At 71.2% G+C, this 23,990-nt stretch carries 17 protein-coding genes; 7 read left to right on the top strand and 10 right to left on the bottom strand.

Features of this window, described 5'->3' with window-relative positions; translation table 11 throughout:
- The first annotated feature begins 32 nt into the window (after positions 1 to 32).
- From NV348_RS01830 to NV348_RS01805, 6 genes are all read left to right on the top strand, one after another.
- Positions 33 to 6,341 carry a beta-ketoacyl synthase N-terminal-like domain-containing protein gene (locus NV348_RS01830; RefSeq protein ID WP_447145386.1) on the top strand — a complete coding sequence of 2,103 codons (6,309 nt, stop codon included), beginning with the start codon at positions 33 to 35 and terminating at the stop codon, positions 6,339 to 6,341.
- Positions 6,338 to 8,470, top strand: a complete 2,133-nt coding sequence (locus tag NV348_RS01825; protein WP_447145385.1) for a beta-hydroxydecanoyl-ACP dehydratase — start codon at positions 6,338 to 6,340, stop codon at positions 8,468 to 8,470. The genes NV348_RS01830 and NV348_RS01825 overlap by 4 nt, the downstream gene beginning before the upstream one ends.
- Positions 8,470 to 10,038: a PfaD family polyunsaturated fatty acid/polyketide biosynthesis protein gene (locus NV348_RS01820; protein WP_447145384.1), complete on the top strand. Its 1,569-nt coding sequence runs from the start codon at positions 8,470 to 8,472 to the stop codon at positions 10,036 to 10,038. The genes NV348_RS01825 and NV348_RS01820 overlap by 1 nt, the downstream gene beginning before the upstream one ends.
- Positions 10,035 to 11,723 carry an acetyl-CoA carboxylase, carboxyltransferase subunit beta gene (accD, locus tag NV348_RS01815; RefSeq protein ID WP_447145383.1) on the top strand — a complete coding sequence of 563 codons (1,689 nt, stop codon included), beginning with the start codon at positions 10,035 to 10,037 and terminating at the stop codon, positions 11,721 to 11,723. Before NV348_RS01820 ends, accD begins: the two co-directional genes overlap by 4 nt.
- A gap of 148 nt (positions 11,724 to 11,871) precedes the next feature.
- Positions 11,872 to 12,516, top strand: a complete 645-nt coding sequence (locus NV348_RS01810) for an acetyl-CoA carboxylase biotin carboxyl carrier protein (RefSeq protein ID WP_447145382.1) — start codon at positions 11,872 to 11,874, stop codon at positions 12,514 to 12,516.
- Positions 12,513 to 13,883: an acetyl-CoA carboxylase biotin carboxylase subunit gene (locus tag NV348_RS01805; protein WP_447145381.1), complete on the top strand. Its 1,371-nt coding sequence runs from the start codon at positions 12,513 to 12,515 to the stop codon at positions 13,881 to 13,883. Before NV348_RS01810 ends, NV348_RS01805 begins: the two co-directional genes overlap by 4 nt.
- Before the next feature lie 165 nt (positions 13,884 to 14,048).
- On the opposite strand, the gene NV348_RS01800 is transcribed toward NV348_RS01805, so the two are convergent.
- The 3 genes from NV348_RS01800 to NV348_RS01790 form a co-directional block, all read right to left on the bottom strand.
- Positions 14,049 to 14,450 carry a VOC family protein gene (locus NV348_RS01800; RefSeq protein ID WP_447145380.1) on the bottom strand — a complete coding sequence of 134 codons (402 nt, stop codon included), beginning with the start codon at positions 14,448 to 14,450 and terminating at the stop codon, positions 14,049 to 14,051.
- A 10-nt stretch (positions 14,451 to 14,460) separates the two neighbouring features.
- The gene (locus NV348_RS01795) at positions 14,461 to 15,261 is read right to left on the bottom strand and encodes a helix-turn-helix domain-containing protein (RefSeq protein ID WP_447145379.1); all 801 of its coding nucleotides are present in this window, start codon (positions 15,259 to 15,261) and stop codon (positions 14,461 to 14,463) included.
- Positions 15,262 to 15,365: 104 nt separating this feature from the next.
- Positions 15,366 to 15,917: a winged helix-turn-helix transcriptional regulator gene (locus NV348_RS01790; protein ID WP_447145378.1), complete on the bottom strand. Its 552-nt coding sequence runs from the start codon at positions 15,915 to 15,917 to the stop codon at positions 15,366 to 15,368.
- Between the two features lie 87 nt (positions 15,918 to 16,004).
- Between NV348_RS01790 and NV348_RS01785 the strand changes: the two genes are divergently transcribed.
- The gene (locus NV348_RS01785; protein ID WP_447145377.1) at positions 16,005 to 17,222 is read left to right on the top strand and encodes a pyridoxal phosphate-dependent aminotransferase; all 1,218 of its coding nucleotides are present in this window, start codon (positions 16,005 to 16,007) and stop codon (positions 17,220 to 17,222) included.
- Positions 17,223 to 17,309: 87 nt separating this feature from the next.
- Here NV348_RS01785 and NV348_RS01780 read toward each other — a convergent pair whose 3' ends face one another.
- The 7 genes from NV348_RS01780 to NV348_RS01750 form a co-directional block, all read right to left on the bottom strand.
- The gene (locus NV348_RS01780) at positions 17,310 to 18,122 is read right to left on the bottom strand and encodes a carbohydrate ABC transporter permease (RefSeq protein WP_447145376.1); all 813 of its coding nucleotides are present in this window, start codon (positions 18,120 to 18,122) and stop codon (positions 17,310 to 17,312) included.
- Positions 18,112 to 19,065 (bottom strand): carbohydrate ABC transporter permease, encoded by a 954-nt coding sequence (locus NV348_RS01775; protein WP_447145375.1) that lies wholly within the window; start codon positions 19,063 to 19,065, stop codon positions 18,112 to 18,114. The genes NV348_RS01780 and NV348_RS01775 overlap by 11 nt, the downstream gene beginning before the upstream one ends.
- A 1-nt stretch (position 19,066) precedes the next feature.
- Entirely contained in the window at positions 19,067 to 19,924 is an 858-nt protein-coding gene (locus NV348_RS01770; protein WP_447145374.1) for a metallophosphoesterase, read from the bottom strand.
- 70 nt (positions 19,925 to 19,994) lie between these two features.
- Positions 19,995 to 21,362 (bottom strand): ABC transporter substrate-binding protein, encoded by a 1,368-nt coding sequence (locus NV348_RS01765; protein WP_447145373.1) that lies wholly within the window; start codon positions 21,360 to 21,362, stop codon positions 19,995 to 19,997.
- A gap of 33 nt (positions 21,363 to 21,395) precedes the next feature.
- Positions 21,396 to 22,526 (bottom strand): ABC transporter ATP-binding protein, encoded by a 1,131-nt coding sequence (locus NV348_RS01760; RefSeq protein ID WP_447145372.1) that lies wholly within the window; start codon positions 22,524 to 22,526, stop codon positions 21,396 to 21,398.
- 10 nt (positions 22,527 to 22,536) lie between these two features.
- On the bottom strand, positions 22,537 to 23,457 hold the full coding sequence (locus NV348_RS01755; protein WP_447145371.1) for an alpha/beta hydrolase family protein: 921 nt from the start codon (positions 23,455 to 23,457) through the stop codon (positions 22,537 to 22,539).
- Entirely contained in the window at positions 23,454 to 23,981 is a 528-nt protein-coding gene (locus tag NV348_RS01750; protein WP_447145370.1) for a YiiD C-terminal domain-containing protein, read from the bottom strand. Before NV348_RS01750 ends, NV348_RS01755 begins: the two co-directional genes overlap by 4 nt.
- Between the last annotated feature and the right edge of the window lie 9 nt (positions 23,982 to 23,990).

Here is a 23,990-nt window from a genome sequence, read left to right as displayed (position 1 = left end):
TTCGCGACTGCCCGTTTTCGAGAGGAAATTACGTGACGGACGAACGACGTCTGGCCCGCGACCCGATCGCCATCGTCGGGATGTCGGGTCTGCTGCCCAAGGCACACACCCACCGCGAGTACTGGCAGAACATCATCGACGGCGTCGACTGCACCTCCGAGGTGCCCGCGTCGCGCTGGAGCCTGGACGACTACTACGACGCCGACCGCTCGGCGCCGGACAAGACCTATTCGCGTCGCGGCGCTTTCCTGCCCGACGTCGAGTTCGATCCGCTGGAGTTCGGCATGCCGCCGAACCAGCTCGAGGTCACCAGCACCATGCAGACCCTGAGCCTGGGGGTCGCGCGGGATCTGCTGATCGACGCGGGCGCGACCGGTTCGCAGTGGTACGACCCGGCGCGCACCGGCGTGGTGCTGGGCACCACCGGCCCGGTGCCGCTGATGCATCCGCTGGCCGCGCGCCTGTCGACCCCGGTGCTCGAGGAGGCGGCCCGCTCGGTCGGCCTGTCCGAGGGCGACGTCGCCGAGATCTCGCGGCGGTTCGTGGCCGCGTTCGCGCCGTGGGAGGAGAACTCCTTCCCCGGCCTGCTCGCCAATGTGGTGGCGGGCCGCGTGGCCAACCGCCTCGGCCTCGGCGGCATCAACTGCACCGTCGACGCGGCGTGCGCGGCCTCGCTGGCCGCCATCCGCACCGCGATCGCCGAGCTGCAGGACGGCCGCGCCGACATGATGATCACCGGTGGCGTCGACACCGAGAACTCGATCTTCATCTACCTGTGCTTCAGCAAGGTCGGCGCGCTGTCGCCGACCGGCCGGATCAGCCCGTTCGCCGCCGAGGCCGACGGCACCCTGCTGGGCGAGGGCATCACCATGCTGGCGCTGCGCAGGCTCGCCGACGCCCGCCGCGACGGCAACCGTATCTACGCGGTGATCCGCGGTCTCGGGTCCTCCAGCGACGGCCGCGCCAAGAGCATCTACGCCCCGGTCGCCGCCGGTCAGCGGGTGGCGCTGGAGCGCGCCTACGCCGACGCCGAGTGCTCGCCCGCCGACGTGGAGCTCATCGAGGCGCACGCCACCGGCACCGCGGTCGGCGACAAGACCGAGCTGACCGCGCTGAAAGGGCTGCTCGCCGACGCGAGTTCGGAGACCGGATTCGCCGCGCTGGGCAGCGTGAAGTCGCAGATCGGGCACACCAAGGGCGCCGCGGGCACCGCGGGCGTGATGAAACTCGCGCTCGCCCTGCACCAGAAGATCCTGCCCTCGACGATCAATGTCGACGCGCCCAACAGCGAGGTCGACGCCACCCGGACCCCGTTCTACGTCAACACCAGGACCCGCCCGTGGGTGCGCGACCCGCAGCGCCCGGTGCGCCGGGCCGCCGCCTCGGCGATGGGCTTCGGCGGCACCAACTTCCACCTCGTGCTCGAGGAGGCCGACGGTGAGCGCGGCCAGGTGCTGCACCGGGTGCCGCGCGCGCACCTGTGGCACGCGCCGGACGTGGCGGGCCTGATCGACGTGGTGCGCAGCACCCCCGGCACCGACGGCGGCGACATCCCCGCCGACCACGCCCGGATCGGTTTCGTCTCCGTCGACGCCGACACCGCCGCCGATCTGCGTGCGCTGGCGGTCGACGAGATGGTGCGCAATCCCGAAGCGGCGCACTGGGATCACCCCGAGGGAGTCTACTTCCGCGCCGCGGCGCTGCCCGCGCCGAAGGTCGGCGTGCTGTTCGCCGGCCAGGGCAGCCAGTACGTGGACATGGGCCTGGACACCGCGCTCAACAACCCGCCCGTCGGCGCGGCCTTCGACGCCGCCAATGCCGCGTTCGCCGGTGCCGCGCAGCGCTTGGGCGCGGTGGTCTTCCCGCCGCCGGCGTTCACCGAGCAGGCGCGTGCCGATCAGGAATCCGCTCTGCGCCGTACCGAATTCGCGCAGCCCGCGATCGGCGCGCTCGCGGCGGGCCAGTTCCGCGTGCTGACCGAGTTCGGCCTGCGGGCGCACGGCTACCTCGGCCACAGCTTCGGTGAGCTGACCGCGCTGTGGGCCTCGGGCGCGCTGAGCACCGAGGACTTCTTCGCCCTGGCCCGGGCCCGAGGCGAGGCGATGACCGTCGCCGACGATGCTGAGGCGGGCACGATGGTGGCCGTCAACGCACCGCGCGAGGACGTCGCCGCGGTCCTCGCCGACCTCGACGACGTGTGGATCTGCAACCACAACGCCCCCGATCAGATCGTGGTCGGCGGCGGACCCGAGGGCATCGCCGCGTTCACCGCGCGCAGTGCCGAGAAGGGCTGGGCCACCCGGGATCTGCCGGTGGCCGCGGCGTTCCACACGCCCTATGTCGCGCACGCCGTCACCGAATTCGGTGCCGCGGTGGCGACTGTCGACATCACCGCACCGGACGCGCCGGTCTACGCCGACACCGCGGGCGCGTCCTACGGCGCCGACGTGGCCGCCAACCGGGCGACGCTCACCGCCCAGCTCAGCCAGCCGGTCGAGTTCGTCGACGCGCTGCGCGCCATGCACGCCGACGGGTGCACCGTCTTCGTCGAATGCGGTCCCAAGCAGGTCCTCACCTCGCTGGTGCGCCGCACCCTCGGCGACGACGTGATCGCCTTCGCCACCGACACCGGCCCCATCGGCAACGGCGATGTCGCCCTCAAGCGCGCCGCGGTGCGCCTGGCCGTCCTCGGTGTCGAGATCGCCGGCATCAATCGCTACGCCGCGCCCGACGACCAGCGGCCCGCCCCCGCGGGCAACCGGATGACCGTGACCCTGTCGGCCCCCGAATACGTGCCCGACGCCCGTCGTGCGGCCTACGCCGCGGCCCTGTCCGACGGCTACCGCGTGCACATCGAGGTGCCCGCATCCCCGCACCAGCCTGTGGTGCCACCGATCGTGGAGGAACAGCTCGTGACCACCCCCGCCCCCGGCCCGTCCGAATACCGGACGACCGACTCGCTCGACACCGCCCTGGTGCAGCACCTCGACACGCACCGGCAGTACCTGGACGGACAGCTCGACCTGGCCCGCGGCCTGGCGGGCGCGCTGAGCAACGGCACGCTCGACGAGAACACCCTGCGCGCCATCGAAGCGGTGAAGGACCACGGCATCGCGATCAGCGAAAGCCATTCGCGGGCCAGCGATGTGCTCGCCCAGCTGGCCGAGCTCGAAGGCGGCGCCCCGGTGTCGGGGACCCGCACCGTCGCTGTGACCCGGCCCGCCGCGCGGGCGATCACCGCCGCGCCCACGGTGCCCGCGATCGCCGCCCCGGCTCCCGCGCCTACCAACGGGCACCCCGCCCAGGCCGCTCCCGCCGCGAACGGCGCTGTCTCCCAGGCGGTTCCGGCCGCGATCGCGCCGCAGGGCCCTCCGGCCGTCATTGCGCCGCAGGCTGCTCCCCAGTCCGCCGCTGCCGCGCCGCAGGCCGCCGCGGCGGCCGGCGCCATCACCGGCGACGCCGTGCGCGCGGCACTGCGCGAGGTCGTGGCCGACAAGACCGGCTACCCGGTCGAGATGGTCGACCCGAGCATGGACCTGGAAGCCGACCTCGGCGTCGACTCGATCAAGCGCGTGCAGGTGATCGGCGCGCTCCAGGAACGCTTCCCGTCGCTACCGAGCTTGGGCCCCGAGCAGCTGGGCACCTTGCGCACCCTGGATCAGATCGCGGACCTGCTGGCCGGCGCGGACAGCGACACCGCCGCGCCCGCCACCACCGCGACCCCCACCGCCGAGGCCGCACCGGCCGGCGATGCCACCACCGCCGACACCCTGCGGCAGGCGCTGCGGGAAGTAGTCGCCGACAAAACCGGCTACCCGGTCGAGATGGTCGATCCGACCATGGATCTGGAAGCGGATCTGGGCGTGGACTCGATCAAGCGGGTCCAGGTGATCGGCGCCCTGCAGGAACGGTTTCCGAACCTGCCCAGCCTCGGACCCGAGCAACTCGGCACCCTGCGTTCCCTGGATCAGATCGTGGCCGAGCTGGCCGGGGGTGATGTCCACCCAAAAGCTGAGGCCGCGGCCGAAACGCCGCGGCACGTCGTCGAACTCGTCGAGCTGGCGCCGGTCGATCTCGCGGTCGATCCGTATCGCCCGGCGGGTCGCGCACTGGTGGTCTGCCTGGACGAATCCGCCGAAACCGACGGCGAGGCGATCGAAGAGGCACTGCGCGAACGCAGCTGGACCGTCCAGCGGGTCGGCCCGGCCGACGCCGTGACGGGACCGGCGGACGTCTGCGTGGTCGTCGCGGGTGTCGCGTCGGAGTGGGCGCAGGCCGAACGCATTCTGACCGAGGCGATCCTGGTCAGCGGCCGCGTGCTGCCCGCACTGCGCGAGGCGAGTACCAGGGCGGGCTATGTCACCGTCACCCGGCTCGACGGGCACCTGGGTCTGCTCGGTGACGCCGAGCCGGTGCCGGCGCTGCTCGGCGGCCTGGGCGGTCTGGTGAAGACCCTGGCCGCCGAGGAACCGGCCCTGTTCTGCCGTGCGCTCGACATCGCCCCCGCGGCGACGCCGGGACGGGTGGCGCAGATCGTGCTCGAGGAACTGTGCGACGCGGCGGTCGACACCATCGAGGTCGGCGTCGACGGCTCCGGCAGGCGCCGCACCCCGGTGCCGAGCGGGCACAAGCCCGCCGCCACCACCGAGATCGTGAGTACCGCAATGGAGTTCGCTCCGTCGGTGCTGACCGCCGACGACGTCCTGCTGGTGACCGGCGGTGCCAGGGGCGTCACGGCCACCTGTGTGCTCGCCCTCGCCGAGCACAGCGCCGCGCGGTTCGTCCTGCTCGGCCGAACCCGGCTCACCGACGAACCGACCTGGGCGTCGGGGATCGCCGACAGCGACCTCAAGCCCGCCGCGGTGCGGGCGCTGGCTGGGACCGGCGTGAAGCCCAAGGACATCGATCGGGCGTGCGGGGAGATCCGCGCGATCCGCGAAATCCGCGCCACCCTGGCCACTCTCGGCGATCGCGCCGAGTACCTGGCCGTCGACGCCACCGACGCGGCCGCGCTCGCCGAGGCGATCGCACCGTGGCGCGACACCGTCACCGGTGTCGTGCACGGGGCCGGCGTGCTGGCCGACTCCCTGATCCCGGACAAGACGGCGGACTCGATCGGCCGGGTGCTGCGCCCCAAGCTCGGTGGTCTCGCCGCCGTGCTGGCCGCGGTGGGGGAGCCGACCGACCTGGTGCTGTTCACCTCGGTGGCCGGGCTGTTCGGCAATACCGGGCAGGCCGACTACGCCGCCGCGAACGAGGCGCTGTGCCGCTTCGCGGTGAGCTGGCGGCGCAGGCATCCCGGCCACCGCGTCACCGCGCTGGACTGGGGCGCCTGGGACGGCGGCATGGTGACCGACGACCTGCGCGCGCATTTCCGCGGTCGCGGTATCCCGCTGCTGGCGCCGACCGCCGGTGCCGCCGCGTTCACCACGCAGTTCACCACGGCGCGCAGGCCCGAACCGGTCCTGTTGGTCGGCGCGGCCACCGCGCTGTCGACCGGGGATCGCCCGGTGGCGTCGGTGCGGGCCCGCCGCGATGTCACCGGGCTGGTCGACGAACCCGTGATCGCCGCGCACCGGATCGGGGAGCACATCGTGCTGCCCGCGACCTTCGGGCTGGGCGCGATGATCAACCTCGCGGAGCGAACCCGGCCGGGCCGCACCGTGATCGGGGTCCGCGACTACCAGGTGCTCAAGGGGCTCGTGTTCGATCATCCGGTCACCGCGCTGGAGATCGAGCTCGAACCGGTCGCCGACATCGATGGCCGCACCGCGGTGCGCGCCACCGTCTTCGGTGACAAGGCCGCCCACTTCCGGGCGACCCTGCTGCTCGCGGCCGGACCCGACGCCGCGGGCAGCCAGTCGATCGTGGCCAGCCCCGGCACCGGTGCCGAGCGGATCTACACCGACGCCGTCCAGTTCCACGCACCCGCGCTCCAAGGGCTGCGCACCCTCCGGTCCGAGAGCGACAGCGCGATCGTCCTGGAGTGCTTCCTGCCCACCGGTCCGGTCGCCGACGGCGCCTACGCGGGCCGCCTGCACGATCCGGTCGCCGCCGACCTGATCCTGCAGGGCCCGCCGGTCCTCGGCCACCGCCTGCTCGGCGCGGCCTGCCTGCCGCTGGGCGTCGGCCGGATCGACTATCACCACCCGCTGCCGACCACCGAACCGTTCGTCCTGGTGGTCGACAACCCGCGCGCCGGGCGGCTCGAAGCCCGCATCGACGCGACCGCGCTGGCCACCGACGGCACAGTGCTGCAGCGATTCTCGGACGTCACCGTCCTCACGACGCCCGATCTGACGGAGAAGTTCCAGACCTCGGTGAGGGAGTGGACCCGATGACAGTCCTCGATTTCGACGGCATCGCCTTCGACCCGGTCGGTGCGGTCGACGCCCGGCCGGTGGCGCAGGCCCAGCCGACCACGACCACCGCGCAGGCAGCGCCGCCCGCGTCTACCTCCGATATCGCGCGGCACACCGCCACGACGGTGACCGATGCGGCCCTCGGCCCGATCGGCGAGCTGCGCACCGGCCTCGTCGCCGCCCACCGCGCGGCGCTCGGCGCGCAGGTCGCGCTTCAGCGGGCACTGTGGCAGCGGGCGACCGGTGCCGCGCCCGCCGCCGACACTGCGGTCGGTGGGGATGGGTCGGCCGTCACCGCGACTTCCCCCAGCAGCCGGTCTGTGTTCGGCGCACCGGCTGGGTCCTCCAGCACAGGCCACACCGCCGGTGGCGGGGTGGCATCAACCGATGGCCGTGGATCGGGAGCCGGGTCGGTTCCGCACCCGGGCGACGGGCGAGCCACGGCCGGCGACCGGGCGTCAGCGACCTCGGCTGTCGCCAGGGAGGGTGCGTTCAAGCCACTGGCGCGCACCGGCCGCACCCAGCTCGACCACGCGGCACTGGAATTGCTGGCCCAGGGCGCGATCGCCGAGGTCTTCGGCCCCGGCCACCAGCGTCACGGTGTCGCGGTGGCCGTGCGGCTGGCCGCCGCAGAACCGTTGGTGCTCACCGAGATCGAGTCGATCGAGCTCTACGGTGGCACCGGCGACGGTCGTGTCGTCGCCCGCTACGACGGCGCCCCCGGCGCGGCGGCCCGCCAGGCCGCCGAGGTGTTCGCCCTGTTCACGGGCATGCACCTGTGCCTGTCGGGCAGCACGCTGACCGGGACCACCCCGGCCGTCGCCGCCGCGACCCGGGGCACGGTGGATCTCGTCGTCACCGGCCTGGATCTCGTCCCCCGCCCGCACGTCGCCGCCACCGCGAGGTTCTCCGATGGCGAGCCGAGCGTGGCGGTCCAGGTCACCGTCGCCGAGCCCACGGGTGTGGGCGTCGGCCCCGGTGCGGCGGTGCCGGGCCTGCTGCTCAACGAGTTCCACATGACGCACCTGGCTCGGGGCGATCAGGCGATCGCGATGGGTCCGGAGTTCGCGGAGTACACCGGCGTGCGCGCGACCCGCCTGCCCACCGGTGGGCTGCTCCTGGTCGACCGGGTCCGTGACTTCGACGGTGCCCGTGGCACTCTCGACGCCGCGTCCTACACCACCGAGTACGACTCGCCCGCCGACTCCTGGTACTACGCCGACACGGCCAACGACTCCATGCCGCACTTCGTGTACATGGAAACCTCGCTCCAGGCCGCGCTGCTCATGGGCTACTACGCCGGGCCGACGCTGACCCAGCCGGGCGTCACCCTGAGCCTGCGCAATCTGGGCGGCACGGCCACGGTGCTGCGGCAGGTCGACCTGCGCGACCGCACGATCGAGCAGTCCTCCCGGATGCTGTCGACGACGATCCTGCCCGGATCCTCGCTGCAGACCTTCGACTACACGCTCAGCGTCGACGGCGAGCCGTTCTACACCGGCGAGACCATGTTCGGCTACTTCAGCGACGAGGCCCTGGCCAACCAGACCGGCCTGGACGCGGGCCGCCCCGCCCCGTCCTGGCTGGCCGAGAACCCGCGGGCCCAGGTCAGGACGATCGACGTGGCGGCCCGCCGCGCCGACCCGTCCGCACCGCTGTGCTCGCGCGGCACCCTGACCCTGATCGACCGGGTCGAGGTGGTCGACGGCGGCGGGAAACACGGTGCGGGATACCTGCATTCGCTGCGCGCCATCGACCCCGACGACTGGTTCTTCACCCGCCACTTCCACCTCGACCCGGTCATCCCCGGCTCGCTCGGCGTGGAATCGGTGATCCACGCGGTGCAGGAATGGCTCGTCGACGCGGGCCACACCGCCGGCATGACCGACCCGGTGTTCCACATCCCGGCCGATATCCCGTTCAGCTGGCGCTACCGCGGCCAGTTCCTGCCCACCGACGGCACCGTCGAACTCGAAGCGCACATCAAGGAGCTGCGCCGCGGGCCGCACGGCGTGACGGCGGTGGTGGACGGCTCGCTGTGGAAGCCAGGCCTGCGGATCTACGAAGTCACCGATCTGGCCGTCGAACTCGTCGACCGGAGGGCGTGATGACCACGATGCGCACCGCCGCGGTGGCCGGCACCGCCGAGGAGATCACCGCACTGCTGCTCGAGCTGGACACCCCCGTCTGGATCGTTCGCGCCGACGGCCTGGTCGGCGCCACCGCCGACCAGGCCGTGGCGGCCGGGGCGCAGGTGCTCGCGGCCGTCGCACCGCTGCCGCCGGAACGGCTCGGCGACAGCGCGTTCCGCGCGGCCCATGGTGTCCGCGCGGCCTACGCCGCGGGCGCGATGGCCAACGGCATCGCCTCGCCTGCCCTGGTGAAGGCCATGGCGCGCAACGGATATCTGGCCGCCTACGGCGCGGCCGGTGTCGCGCCCGCCACCGTCGACGCGGCCCTGGGCGAGCTGGCCCGGGAACTGGGCCGGCAGCCGTTCGCCTGCAACCTCATTCACAGTCCCAGCGAACCCGCGCTGGAACGCGCCATCATCGACGCCTGCCTGCGCCACGACGTGCGCTGCGTGGAGGCCTCGGCCTTCATGGATCTCACCGCCGAGGTGGTGCGCTACCGGGCCGCCGGGCTCGCGGTCGATCGCCACGGCGGCATCGAGATCGGGCACCGGGTGATCGCCAAGGTGTCCCGCGTCGAGGTGGCCGAGCTGTTCCTGCGGCCCGCGCCCGCCCGGCTGCTGACCGAGCTCGTCGCGGCGGGCCGGATCACCGTCGAACAGGCCCGGCTGGCCGAGCGGGTGCCGATGGCCGACGACATCACCGCCGAAGCCGATTCCGGCGGCCACACCGACCGCCGACCGCTCACGGTCCTGCTCCCCGAGCTGATCGCGGCCCGGGATCGCCTGGCCGCCACCGTCCCCGGAGCCGACCGCGTGCGTATCGGCGCCGCGGGTGGCATCGGCACCCCCGACGCCGTCGCCGCCGCCTTCGGGCTCGGCGCGGCCTATGTGGTGACGGGGTCGGTCAACCAGTCGGCCGTCGAGGCGGCGCAGTGCGGCGCCACCAAGACCCTGCTGGCCAGGGCCGAATTCGCCGACTGCGCCATGTCGCCGTCCTCGGACATGTTCGAACTCGGCGTGCAGGTCCAGGTGCTGCGGCGCGGCACCATGTTCGCCGCCCGTGCCCAGCGGCTCTACGACACCTACCGCGCCTACGACGGTCTCGACACCCTGCCCGCGACGCTGCGCGCCGAGCTCGAGTCCACGCTGTTCCGCAGGCCGCTCGACGAGGTGTGGCAGGAGTGCGTGCGGTACTTCACCGAACGCGACCCGGCCCAGCTCGCCGGCGCCGAACAGGACCCGAAGGCGAAGATGGCGCTGGTGTTCCGCTGGTACCTCGGCCTGTCCTCGGGCTGGAGCATCCGCGGCGAGGCCGACCGGGTCGCCGACTACCAGATCTGGTGCGGGCCCGCGATGGGCGCGTTCAACACCTGGGCGGCGGGCACCTACCTGGCCGCGCCGGAGAACCGCGCCGTCGCCGACATCGCGGGACAGCTCATGTTCGGCGCCGCCTACCTGACCCGCGTCGCCCAGCTGCGGACCGCGGGTGTGCGGCTGCCCGCGGCCAGTGCCCGCTACGTCCCACGCCCGCTGGAGGACCGATGACCATCGTCGAGACCGGAACCGCCACCACCGGCACCGCCTGGATGCTGTGCCCGGCCTGCGGGACGGTGATCTACGTCAAACGCTACGACCGCGCCGACCGGGTCTGTCCCGAATGCGACGACCACGGCATGCTCACCGCCGATCAGCGCATCGACCAACTCCTGGACGAGGATTCGGCCCGGCCGATCGCCACCGCGGCGACCGTCACCGACCCGCTGGGCTTCGTCGACACCCGCCCCTACCCCGAGCGGGCCGAGCAGGCGCGCCGGGCGACCGGGCTGCCCGAGGCGATCCGCTGCGTGCGCGGCACCGTCGACGGCACGCCGATCGTGCTGGCGGTCATGGACTTCCGCTTCCTCGGCGGCAGTCTCGGCAGCGCCGTGGGTGAGGCGGTCACCGCCGCGGCCGAGGCGGCGCTGGCCGACCGCGCGCCGCTGGTGATCGTCACCGCCTCCGGTGGCGCGCGGATGCAGGAGGGCATCCTCGCGCTCATGCAGATGGCCAAGACCAGCCGTGCGCTGCGTCGCCTCGACGACGCGGGCGTACTGACCGTCTCGATCATCACCGACCCGACCTATGGCGGCGTGGCCGCCTCCTTCGCCACCTCCACCGACATCATCATCGCCGAACCCGGTGCGCGCCTGGGCTTCGCGGGCCCGCGGGTGATCCAGCAGACCATCGGCCAGACCCTGCCCGCCGGCTTCCAGACCGCCGAGTTCCTGCTCGACCACGGCATCGTCGATATGATCTGCCACCGTTCGGCCCTGCGCGCCCGGCTGTCCCGGCTGGTCGCGATGACCACCCGCCCGCCGCGCCGCACCGAGCCCGGCGACACCGACGCCGTCATCACCGACCCGGCCGTGCTCACCGCGCGCGGATCCTGGGACTGCGTGCGCGCGGCCCGCCAGCTGGGCAGGCCGACCACCCTGGACTACCTGGCCGGCGCCTTCGACGATTTCGTCGAATTGCACGGCGACCGGATGTCGGCCGACTGCCCGGCCATGATCGCGGGCCTGGCCCGGCTCGACGGCCTGCCGGTGGTGGTGGTCGGGACCCAGAAGGGCCACACCGGCGCCGAACTGACCGAACGCAACTACGGCATGCCGACCCCGGCGGGGTACCGCAAGGCCGCCAGGGTGATGCGGCTGGCCGCCAAGCTCGGCCGCCCGGTCGTCGCGCTGGTCGACACCGCGGGCGCCTACCCCGGCATCGAGGCCGAGGAGCAGGGCCAGGCCGTCGCCATCGCCGAGTCGCTGAAGCTGCTCGCCGGACTGCCCGTTCCGGTGGTCACCGTGATCACCGGCGAGGGCGGCAGCGGGGGAGCGCTGGCGCTCGCGCTGGCCGACCGGGTGCTGGTGTGCGAGAACGCGGTCTACTCGGTGATCAGCCCGGAAGGCTGCGCCGCCATCCTCTGGAAGGACCCGGCCGCCGCGCCGCGCGCCGCCGATGCCCTGCGCGTCGAAGCGGCCGCGCTGCTGGAACTAGGGATTGCCGACGCGGTCATCCCCGAGCCGCAGGGCGGGGCCGACCGCGACCCCGTCGGCGCGGCGGCGCTGCTGCGGCGCGCGGTGCGCCAGGCCGTGCACGAGCTGCGGGCCTGGCCGACCGCCGAGCTGCTGGCCCAGCGCCACAGCCGATTCCGCGCCTACGGCCTGGCCCGCCCCGAGAGCGCGGCGCCACGATGATCCGGCCCGTGCGCACCCGGCAGACGCCTCGTCCATCGGTCGGATCGATGTCATCGGCGTTGTGCCGCAGACGAGCTCGCTGCGCGCGTGGCACCGGAGCCGGTGTCGCCGTCACTCTGCATGATCCGCGTCCCGTCCCGGAGCTCCGATGGCCGACTTCCTGATCCGTCACCCGTGGACGGTGCTGCGCCATGGCCTGCACCGCCTGCCCCGCACCGATCCCGACCCTTCGATTCGCCCGCACCGAGAGCCAGGAGACCCGATGACCGAGTCCGCGACCAGCGAATCCACCCAGCGGGCGGTGAGCGCGACCGAAGCCGATCACAGCCTCGCCGTGCTCACCCGCCACGCCATGAGCGTGCGCGCCACCCCGTCCGCACCGACCTCGGTGACCGTCGCCAACGGCCCGGTGTCGCTGCGGGTCACCTGGGACGACCGGCCCGCCTCGGCCCCCGCCATCGTCCCGGACACCGCCGGGCACCTCGCGCTCGTCAGCCCGGCGGCCGTCCCGGCGCCGGTCGAGCGCGCCGAGACCGCGCCCGCCGCGGACACCTTCACACTGACCGCCGAGACCGTCGGCGTGTTCTACCGATCACCGGAACCCGGTGCGGCGCCGTTCGTTTCCGCCGGCGACCCGGTCCGGGCCGGCCAGCAGGTCGGCATCATCGAGGCGATGAAGCTGATGATCCCGGTCACCGCGACCAAGGAGGGCGTGGTCGCCGAACTGCTCGTCGACAACGGTGACGCCGTCGAGCACGGCCAGCCGCTGATCGTGTTCGAGGCGCTGCGGTGACCCGCCCCCTGCGCAAGGTGCTCATCGCCAATCGCGGCGAGATCGCGGTGCGGGTGATCCGCACCTGCCGGGAACTCGGCATCGCCACCGTCGCGGTGCATTCGGCCGCCGACCGGGACTCGGCGGCGGTCCGGCTGGCCGACGAACGTGTGCAGATCGGACCCGCCCCGGCCAAACGGAGCTACCTGTCGATCCCCGCGATCATCGAGGCCGCCCGCGCCACCGGCGCCGACGCCATCCACCCGGGCTACGGATTCCTCTCCGAGGACCCCGATTTCGCCGAGGTGTGTGAGGCGGAGGGGTTCGTCTTCGTCGGCGCGCCCGCCGCCGTCATGGCCCGGCTGGGCGACAAGTCCACGGCCAGGGCGCTGATGGCCGACGCGGGCCTGCCGCTGTTGCCCGGCAGCCGCGACCCGATCGACGACGCCGAGGCGGCACGGGCGCTGGCCGAGGAGATCGGCTACCCGGTGATCATCAAGGCCGTCGCCGGCGGTGGTGGCCGCGGCATGCGGGTGGTGCGCGACGGTGACGACTTCGGCGCCGCCTGGCAGCACACCAGGGCCTCGGCCGCCGCGGTCTTCGGCGACGGCAGACTCTATCTGGAGCGCTACCTGGAATCGGCCAGACACGTCGAGGTGCAGATCCTCGCCGACACCCACGGCACCGTCACGCACCTGGGCCTGCGCGACTGCTCGCTCCAGCGCAGGCATCAGAAACTGGTCGAGGAGTCGCCGGCCCCCGGCCTGTCCGCCGAGCTCGCCGACCGGATCGGCGCCGCGGCCGTGCGCGGCTGCGAGGCGGCCGGATACGTCGGCGCGGGCACCGTGGAGTTCCTGCTCGGCCCCGACGGGCAGTTCTACTTCATGGAGGTCAACTGCCGCTTGCAGGTCGAGCACCCGGTCACCGAGATGGTCACCGGCGTCGACCTGGTCGCCGAACAGCTACGCATCGCGGCGGGCGAACCACTGTCCCTGCCCGCCGATCTCCGCCCGCGTGGCGTCTCGATGGAGTGCCGGATCAACGCCGAGGACCCCGAACGCGAATTCGCTCCGGCCGCGGGCACTCTCGTCGAGTGCGCGCTGCCCGGTGGTCAGTTCGTGCGCGTCGACACCCATGTCGCCGCGGGCTATGCGATTCCCCCGCACTACGATTCACTGCTCGCCAAGATCGTCGTCTGGGCCCCCGATCGCCCGGCCGCCATCGACCGCATGCGCCGTGCGCTCGCCGAAACCACCATCACCGGACCCGGCGTCGCCACCACCACCGACTTCCTGCACGACATCCTCGACCACCCCCGATTCCGCGCCGCCACCCACGACACGGCCCTCATCGGCACCTTCACGGCACCGGCCACCGCCGCCCGCTGACCCACGCTCGGAACAGTTCCGGTGGCCCCGGTCTGTTCCGAGCGCACCTGCCGATCCGCGGCTACGTCCGCAGCCGTCCATCACCGACGTGGGCGATCGGTCGTGGACGGCATCGCTCGATGTGTCGTCTTCGGCCGTCGAGCGAGAGCGGAGAATTCCGGTGGGTCATCTGGACTGCTGCCCTAGACGTTCTCCGCCGATGACCCAGAGATGGCCGAACGGATCCCTTACTCGTCCTTGCCGCTTGCCGTAAGGGCGGTCCTCCAGTGGAATGACAAGGTCAGCCCCGTGCTCGACCATGCGGTCGGCTGTGGAGTCGGGGTCCGGCACTGTGAGCACGATCAGGACCGGTGAGCCTCCCATCGAATCCGGATCGTTCCAACCCCATTCCGGCACGCTCTGCGCCAGGGCGAAGGTAACGGAGTCGAGCGCGAGTTCAGCGTGGTTGACCACACCGGTGTCGTCGGCGACTCGGAGTTCGACCTGGGCGTGGAGCGCTTGGGTGTAGTACGTGATCGCTGCGTCGGCATCGGAGACCAGCAGTTTGGGGATCAGTTGGACATTCATGTCCCCATGGTCATGGGGCGGGGCGTTGCCAGCCTTGTAGATTTCGGCCCTCTTCCTCCAGCCACGAGGTCGGAGTCGTGTCCATGAGGCTGCGGAAATCACGCACAAGGTGACTCTGATCGTGGTAGCCCGACTCTGCTGCCACCTCGGTCCAGGAGACCGCCCCTGCACCGGCGCGGCTCACCGCGTGGCCCAGACGCGCCACGCGGGAGGCGAACTTCGGGGTGATCCCCAGCGAGTGCAGCATCACCTTCCGCAGCTGCCGGGAGCTCAGATGCGCCTGGCGCGCCAACTCCTCAACCGACACCGTCCCTTTCCCGACACTGATCAGGTCCAGAGCTCGGAGAGCGTCCTCCGGTCCGATGCCGTGATCATCCCGGTGCAGCCGCTCGAGCAGCCTGACGCGCACGACATCCTCTCGGTGGTCGACCGGAAGACTCGCCAGCTCCTCGGAGAGCGAGTTCACCCACGGAAGAACCGCATCGGTGCTGACACCGCCCGCGTCCAGTTCGCTGAGCGGTACCCCGGTCAGACGGTGAAATGCCGCTGGAGACAACTCGACGTAGGCCGTGTGCTGCTGTGCGCGCAGTGTGGTGGTCGGAGTCGCGACATCCGGTCGCATCAGCCCCGCGGCAAACCCCTGGGCCAGCTGAACCTGTGCGTCGTACCGGACCTCGATCGGGCCGTCCAGGCTCACGATCAAGCGAGCTGAAAGTGCCGGGACCGCTCGATGCAGGCGAGCCTGACCGTCGTGCTCACTGACGGCCACTACGCCGATGCCGGCCGCCCGACATGCCTGACGCAACTCCACGGTCGCATTGTCACATTCTCCCGGGGTCCGACCAGCAGGGCAGGCAGGGCGCACGTCGACAACCGCTAGTTCGCCGGGCTCTGACGCCGGGTCGAGGGCTCCGGTCAGACGGTCAGGGGCCGGACGCCGGTGGCGATCTCGGTGGCCTCGGCCAGCTCGAGCCGCAGTTCCCGGTCCGGCGCCGCGGCGGGACCGTCGTGGTGGGTGACGCCGTCGGCGGTGATCACGTAGTGCAGCACGGTCTCGCCGATGTGGACCGTCACCGTGCCCGCCGGGACGATCTCGGCGATCGCGTGGCCCAGTGGCAGCGCCAGCCAGTGCGCGCGCACCGCGTCGGTCGGCTTGCGGTCGCCGAGCCGGGGTGTGCCCCAGACCGACAGCGCGTCGAGCACCGGGCGCAGGGCCAGGCCCGCGTCGGTCAGCTCGTAGCTGGAGCGCATGCCGTTGCGGTGGTGGGTGAGCATGCCCTCGCGCTCGAGATCCTTGAGCCGGGTGGCGAGCATGTCGGTGCTGATCCCGGGCAGGTCGGCGAACAGGTCGCTGTACCGGCGCGGGCCGGCACACAGTTCGCGGACCACGAGCAGGGTCCACCGGTCCCCGACGAGGTCGAGCGCGCGGCTGACCGCGCAGTAGTGGTCGTAGCTTCGGCGTGGCACGTGTACTACTTTAACCATAGGCTTGGAAAAACCAAGTGAAATCTTGGAAATACCAAGTAGTGTGTGCGGCAACCACACTTCGGAGGGATGTTCATGCAGGTCAAGCAGTCCAGCAAGCTGTCGGGAGTGTCGTACGAGATCCGCGGCCCGGTCGCGGAGGAGGCGGCTCGGCTCGAGGCCGAGGGTCATCACGTCGTCAAGCTCAACACCGGCAACCCGTTGATCTTCGGCTTCGACGCGCCGCCGGACCTGTTGCAGGACATGGTCCGAACGCTGCCCACCTCCACCGGGTACAGCTCGTCGAAGGGTCTGCTCTCGGCCCGGCGCGCGGTGGTGCAGTACTACCAGACCCTGGGTGTCGACGAGGTGAGCGTCGAGGAGGTCTTCCTCGGCAACGGCGTCTCCGAGCTGATCATGATGGCGATGACCGCGCTGCTCGAGAACGGCGACGAGGTACTGGTCCCCGCCCCGGATTTCCCGCTGTGGACCGCCGCGACCGCCCTCAACGGCGGCACGCCGGTGCACTACCTGTGTGACGAGGGCGCCGACTGGTACCCCGACCTGGCCGACATCACCGCCAAGATCACCGACCGCACCCGCGCCATCGTGCTGATCAACCCGAACAACCCCACCGGCGCGGTGTATCCGCCGGAGGTACTGCGCGAGATCCTCGAGATCGCGCGCAGGCACAATCTGGTCGTCTTCGCCGACGAGATCTACGACAAGATCTACTACGACGACCTCGAGCACACCGCCGTCGCCTCGCTCGCCCCCGACCTGCTGTGCCTGACCTTCTCGGGACTGTCGAAGAACTACCGGGCCGCCGGTCTGCGCTCGGGCTGGCTGGTGGTCTCCGGTCCCACCCAGCACGCCGCGAGCTACCTCGAGGGCCTGACCATGCTGGCCGGTCTGCGGTTGTGCGCGAATGTGCCCGCGCAGCAAGCGATCCAGGCCGCGCTCGGCGGGCATCAGAGCATCTACGATCTCACCCTGCCCGGCGGGCGCCTGCGCGAGCAGCGCGACCGCGCCTGGGAAGCCCTCAACGCGATCCCCGGTGTGTCCTGCGTGAAACCGAAGGGCGCGCTCTACGCGTTCCCACGTATCGACCTGGACATGTACCGCATCCACGACGACGAGAAGTTCGTCCTGGACCTGCTGCTGCAGGAGAAGCTGCACATCGTGCAGGGCACCGGCTTCAATTGGCCACGCCCCGACCATTTCCGGATCGTCACCCTGCCGCACGCCGACGAGCTCGAGGCCATCATCGAGCGGATCGGCCGCTTCCTGGCGACCTACCGGCAGTGACACCGCGGGTGGGCGACGCGGTGGCATGGCTCGGTGCCGGGCGCTGATCCGTCCCGGCGTGCCCCCGAGCCATGCCGGGACGGCGCCTCACTTGAGTCCCGACCGGACGAACGCGTTGACGATGTGGCGTTGCAGCACCAGGTACAGCAGCAGGACCGGCAGGCACGCCAGGCTGGCCAGAGCCATCATCGGGCCCCACTGGTCGCCTTCGGTGCCCATGAAACTGCGCAGGCCGAGCTGGAGGACATCGTTGGACTGCCGCAGGACCACGGCGGGCCAGAAATACTCGTTCCAGGCGTTGATGAACAGCAGGATGCCCAGCGCGGCGAGGGCGGGACGCAGATTGGGCACCACGACCGTCCACAGGATCGCCCAGGAGGAGCGGCCGTCGATCTTGGCGGCGGCGACGAGCTCCTTCGGGAAGGCGTTCATGTGCTGACGTAGCAGCAGCACCGCCAGCGCCGAGCACAGCGTCGGCAGCACGCAGCCGATCAACGTGTTGATCAGCCCCATCCGGTTGAGCAGGATGTAGTTGGGCAGCATGGTGACCTGGAACGGCACCAGCCAGACGCCGACGAACGCCAGGTACATCAGCCGCTGTAGCGGAAAGGTGTACATCGCGAACGCGTAGGACGCCAGCAGCGCGATCAGCAGCTGACCCGCCGCCGACAGGATCGCCACGACGAACGTGTTGACGATCAGGCCGGTGACATCGACCTTGTGCGCCGCGTCGAGGTAGTTGTCGATCGACAGCGGCCACGGCAGCGGCGAGAGCGAGGTGACGTCCTGCGGCCGCCGCAGCGCCGTCGCGAACAGCCAGTAGATGGGGAACACGCACACCAGCGCCGTCCCGGCGAGCAGCACATGGCTGCCCGCCAGGCGGAGACGGTCAATCATCATGAACGGCAACCTTTTCCGAGATCCAGACCAGCACGGCGGCCAGCGCGCCGAACCCGACGAACAACAGCACACCCGCCGCCGCGCTCAGACCCGCGTCGAAGCTGTGGAACGCGTAGTCCCAGAGCAGGTAGTAGATATTGGTCGTGGCCTGCGCCGGTCCGCCCTGGGTCATCGAATCGATGAGCGGGAACGACAGCGTGGGACTGAGCAGCACGGTGGTGAGCACCAGGAACAGCAGCGTCGGCGAGAGCAGCGGCAGGGTGATCCAGCGCCGGATCTGCCCCGGCGTCGCGCCGTCGACCTGCGCTGCCTCGCTGTAGTCGCCACTGATCCCGGCCAATCCGGCCCACACCACCAGCACCGCGAAACCGAGCAGCTGCCAGCCGGTGATCAGCACGATCACCGCCTGCGCGGTCGATGCGTCGTAGACCCAGTTGCGGCCGGAGTCGACCAGCTGGTCGACGAAACCGGAACCGGGATGCAGCAGCCAGCGCCACACCGCCGCCGCCGCAACCGGCGCGACCAGGAACGGCGCGAACACCAGTGCCTGGTAGAACGTCCGGGCCCGGCCGTGCACCCGCCTGCTGGCCAGTGCGATCAGCACGGGCAGCAGCACCGTGAACGGCAGCAGGCCCAGGATCAGCGTCGCGGTCCGGCCAAGCGAGCCCCAGAACGCCGGAAGATCCAGCAGCCGCGAATAATTGGCGGTACCGACCGGCTTCATCGGCGCGGTCGGCAGCAGGTTCCACGACACCGTGGACAGCTGCACCGCCTGCACCAGCGGCTGGTAGGTGAACACCACCAGCAGCACCACCGCCGGTGCCAGATACAGATAGGGCGCGATCAGGCGCAGCGCCTTGCGCCGGGTGAACCGGCGCGGACCCGCCACAGGGGCGATGATCGCCGCCTGCGCCGGGTCCTGCCTGTCGTCGATGACGAACATGTCACCGCGTCCGCGCGGCGATCGCCGCGAGCTGCTCGAGTACCTCGGCCTCCGGCCGGTCGTAGACCGCGGTGGCCGGGGTCGTCTCGATCGCGGTGGCCAGCACCGTCGAGCCGACGACATCTATGCGGCTGTAACCGAATCCGGTGAACCCGCGGTGCCTGCCCGCCGGCGGCATCGGATCGATCCGGTACGACAGCGCGGGCCCGATCCACACCGGGATGCCCGCGACCGCCGCGGCGGCCGTCAGATGGTTGTGCCCGCACAGGATCATCCGGACATCGGACCCCTCGAGTACCTCGGCCAGCCGGTCGGCGTCCTCGAGCTTCAGGAAATCGGTGGTGGCGATGGGGGAGGGCAGCGGCGGATGGTGCAGCACCAGCACGGTGCCGCGCGGGGCGGGCGTGCGCAGTTGCACGCTCAGCCAGGCCAGTTGCTCGAGTTCGAGCTTGCCCTCGTGCCGCCGCGGCGTGGTGCTGTCCAGCGCGAGGATGCGCAGGCCCGCGACCTCGATGCTGCGGTCGTGCGGCAGCGTGGTGTCCACCGAGCCGGGAGCCAGGTCGAGCAGCTCCTCGCCGAAGGCGGCGCGTTCGTCGTGATTGCCCATGACATAGACGATCTCGGCGCCGAGCTCGGCCGCGACCGGTTCGACAGCCGCCCGCAGCCGCCGGTACGCCTCGGGTGACCCGTTGTCGGACAGGTCACCCGAGAGCACCAGGGCGTCGACGTGCTGCCCGGCCTCGCGCAGGTGGGTGAGCACCCGGGTGAGGTTCGCGTCGGTGTCGACGACACCGTGGACGAGCTCACCGGCGGGGCGCAGGTGGGTATCGGTGAGCTGGACGATGGTCAGATCGCTCATGCTGCATCCATTCGCATGATCGGACGGCCTGCGTGGTTACGCTGCGCTGCCGCCTTCGGGCGTTGACCTCTCATGCGACCGGCAGGAGTTTGGTGCCCTCTGCCTGCGCAGCGGTCAGCGTCGACTGGGGGTCCTTGCCCTGGAACACGATGGCCTCGACGGCGTCCATCATGCCGTCGCGCATCTGCAGGTAGTTGTTGCCGGGCATGGAGACCCAGGGCTCCATGTTGGCCAGCTGGGCGACGTTCGGCTTCAGCAGCGGGTTCTTGGCGGCCCAATCCTTGAGGCCGTCGGCCTGGTCGAGCAGCCCGGTGCGCAGCGGCAGGTAGCCGATGTTCTGCGCGATCTTGATGTAGGACTCCTCGCTGGTGAGGAACTTGATCAGCTCCCAGGAGGCGCGCTGCTTGGCCGGATCGTTGGACAGGATGTGCAGGCCCGCACCGGAATTCGTCGGCACGGTCGGCTTGCCGCCGAAGGACGGCATCGGCGCCGACTGCAGGTCCCACTTGTCCTTGGCGCCGGTGACGAACATGCCCTGGATGGCGCTGGTCTCGAGGATCATGCCCATCTCGCCCCGCGCGAACGCCTCATAGCCCTGCTTCTGGTTCAGCTTGGGCATGCCGCCCGAGTTCACCAGGTCCTGCGCCATCTTGGTCACCTCGACGACGGGGGCGGAGGCGTAGGTGAGGCTGCGGCGGTCCTCGGAGATGACCCGGCCGCCGTTGGAGCGCACCAGCGACTGGAAGCACCAGTCCTTGGCGGTCTTGGTGAGGCAGTCGATGTAGACGCCGCCCTTCCCGGTGCGGTCGGCGATCTGCTTCGACGCGGTCGCGACCTCGGCCCAGGTGGCCGGCGGCTTGGCCGGATCCAGACCGGCCTGGGTGAACAGCGAGGCGTTCAGGTACAGCACGGGGGTGGAGAACACGAACGGCATGCCGTAGGTGTGGCCGTCCCAGTCGTCGAGGACGCGGGCGCGCGGAGCGTAGGCGTGGCGGCCGTCGAAGTTCTTCGCCACCTCCTGCTTGCCGACCAGGGTGTCGAGCGGCTTGGCCTGCAGCTGGTGCACGGTGAAGTCCAGATCGGAGAAGCCGAGCTGGGCGACGTCGGGCGGGGTGCCCGCGACCATCTGGTTCTGGATGCTGGAGATGGTGTCGGTGGCCGGGTTCGGGCTGTTGCCCTGCGGCTTCTGCGCGGTGACCTTGATGTTGGGGTACTTCTTGCCGAAGTCGGCGATCAGCGCGTTGAACGTGTCGGTCCAGGCGCCGGCGAGCCCGTAGTTGTAGGACTCGAACACGATCGAGACCTGCTGGTCGGGCTTCAGCTCCGGAATCTGCGCGGTCGTCGTGGTGTCCGAGGACACGGTGCCGCCCAGACCGCAGCCGCTCAGGGCGACGGCGGTGGTGAACACCACGCCCAGGATGGGCAGGGTGCGTTTCATGGTGGTTCTCCTCATCAACGGTTCGTGCGGTAATCAGGGGACGGGCACGGCAGCCGCGTCCTGGCTGGGGATCGAATCCTGCTGCGGCGCTAGCCAGGTCAGGCGCAGGCCGGTGTCGGGATCGAACAGGTGGATGTCGGCGGGGTCGACCCGCACGGCGATGTCCTCGCCGACGTGGACCCCGGCCGGGCGCGGTGCGCGCACGCACAGGCTGGTCGCGCCCGCGTCGAGGTGCACCAGCTCTTCGCTGCCGAGGTTCTCGACCATCCGCACCCGGCCGCGGACGGCGCCTGCCGTGGCGTCGATGCGCAGGCGCTCGGGGCGGATACCCGCGATCACCGTGGTGGCGGTGTCGAGTTCGTCGGTGATGTCGAGCGCGGCGTCGACACCGTCGGCGGTCACCCGCAGGGCACCGCCGCGCGACTGCACGACCGCGGGGAACAGGTTCATCGGCGGCGAACCGAGGAAGCCGGCGACGAAGGTGGAACGGGGCTGGTCGTAGAGCTCGGCGGGGGTGCCGCACTGTTCGACCCGGCCCTCGTTGAGCAGCGCGATGCGCGAGGCCATCGTCATCGCCTCGACCTGGTCGTGGGTGACGTAGAGGAACGTCGCGCCCAGGCGCTGATGCAGGGCGATCAGTTCGGCGCGGGTCGCGCTGCGCAGCTTGGCGTCGAGGTTCGACAGCGGCTCGTCCATCAGGAACGCGCCGGGATCGCGCACCATGGCGCGGGCCAGGGCGACGCGCTGGCGCTGGCCGCCCGAGAGCGCGACGGGTTTCCGGTCGAGCAGGGCGCTCAGCTCCAGGGTGGCCGAGACCTCGGCGACCCGCTGGGCGATCTCGGCGCGGGGCTTGCGCCGGGCCCGCAGCGGGAACCCGATGTTCTTGGCCACCGACAGGTGCGGGTAGAGCGCGTAGCTCTGGAACACCATCGCCAGGTCACGACGCTGCGGCGCGGCGTCGGTGACGTCGTTGCCGCCCACCAGGATCCGGCCCTCGCCCGGCTCCTCGAGCCCGGCGATCATCCGCAACAGGGTGGATTTGCCGCAGCCGCTGGGGCCGAGCAGCACCATGAATTCGCCGTCGGCGATGTCGAGGCTCACCTCGCGCACCGCGTAATCGGTGTCGAACTTCTTCGACACCGCTTCGATCTGCAGTCGTGCCACGTCTCTCCTTCTAGGCCGGGGCGGTGCCGGCGGTGATCCACTGCGACACGCCTGCCGCGATCGCGGGCGAGTCCTTGAGCCAGGTGAAGTGATCCAGGTGCTCGACCGCGGAGTTCTCGTCGAGGTGCCACTGGGTCACCGCGGCGGACGGCATCCGCGAGACCAGGAAGTCGACATTGGACTTGGGGCCGAGCACGTCCTGCGACAGCGAGATCGCCAGCACCGGCAGGGTCATCTCGGCCAGCAGTGTGTTGTAGCGGCGCTTGGTGCCGCTCGGGCGGTAGTAGCTGGTGAGCGAGTGGATCGACCAGTCGACCATCACTCCGCCCGGCATCGGCGCCGGGATCAGCACGCCACCGGGCCAGTGCCCCTTGACCCGCGACACCAGGCCGATCCACTGGATCTGGCTCAGCGCCTCGAACCAGCGGCGCGGACCGAACGCCCACCAGAACACGGTGCCGGTGCCGATCACGGTGACCCCGGCGACGCGCTCGGGTTCGGCGGCGGCGAACAGCAGCGCCAGCTGGCCGCCCAGACTGTGCCCGAACAGGTGCAGCGGCGCCTGCGGGAAGCGCCCCTGGACCGTGGAAACGATGGCGGGCAGGTCGATTTCGAGCATTTCGCGGTAGCCGAAGTCGGTGTGCTCACCGAGCGCGGGCTCGGCCTCGCCGTGCGCGCGCAGATCGCAGGTCGCGACCGAGAGGCCGGTGGCGTGCAGGGCCTTGGCCAGCGACTGGTAGTTGCGCGCCTTCATCGCCATGGCGGGCAGGATCAGCACCACCGGGGCGGTAGGGTCGTCGGCGGCCAGCCAGCGCACGGTGAAGCGCACGCCGTCGGCGGTCTCGACCGTCGTGGTGTCGGGCGTGGTCGTTGGCCCGCCCGCCACCCGGCCGCCACCCCGCACGGAATCGCCGCGCGATGCGGAGTTCATTTCTCGTCCGTTCCGGCGATGCGCACATCGCACACGTAGTCGAAGGTGAATTCGGCGGTGAGCACGTCGTTGTCGTCGAGCAGCTCGGCGCGGCCGGAGAGCTCGAACCGGGTGGACCCGGTCGCGGCCAGCACGGCGGCCAGGCCGTCGGGGTCGACGGTGGCGACGGCGCGGATGCGGCCGCGCGCCGGCTTGCGGTAGGCGGCGGTGCCGCCGCGCAACACCAGTCGGTCGACGGTGAAGAGCCGGTGCGCCGCCGCGCCGACGAAGGCCGCGGCGCCCGCGATGTCGGCGGCGGTGAACAGCGCTCCGGCGTGCACGGTGCCCATGTGGTTGCACATCACCGGTTCGGCCGGGATCTCGACGACCGAACGGGCGGGGGAGATCTCGGTGATCCTGGTGCCGACGTGCGCGCCGAACGGCACCAGGGCCTGCGAGGCGTCGCGCAGGTAGTCGTAGTCGACGGCATCGAAGTCGAGGGCGGGGTAGGCGGCGCCGAATCCGGCGATGCTGCGCGTGGTCATCGGAGTGTC

The sequence above is a fragment of the Nocardia fodinahabitans genome (genome assembly GCF_052983615.1).
This window is presented reverse-complemented; position numbering and strand designations above follow the sequence as displayed.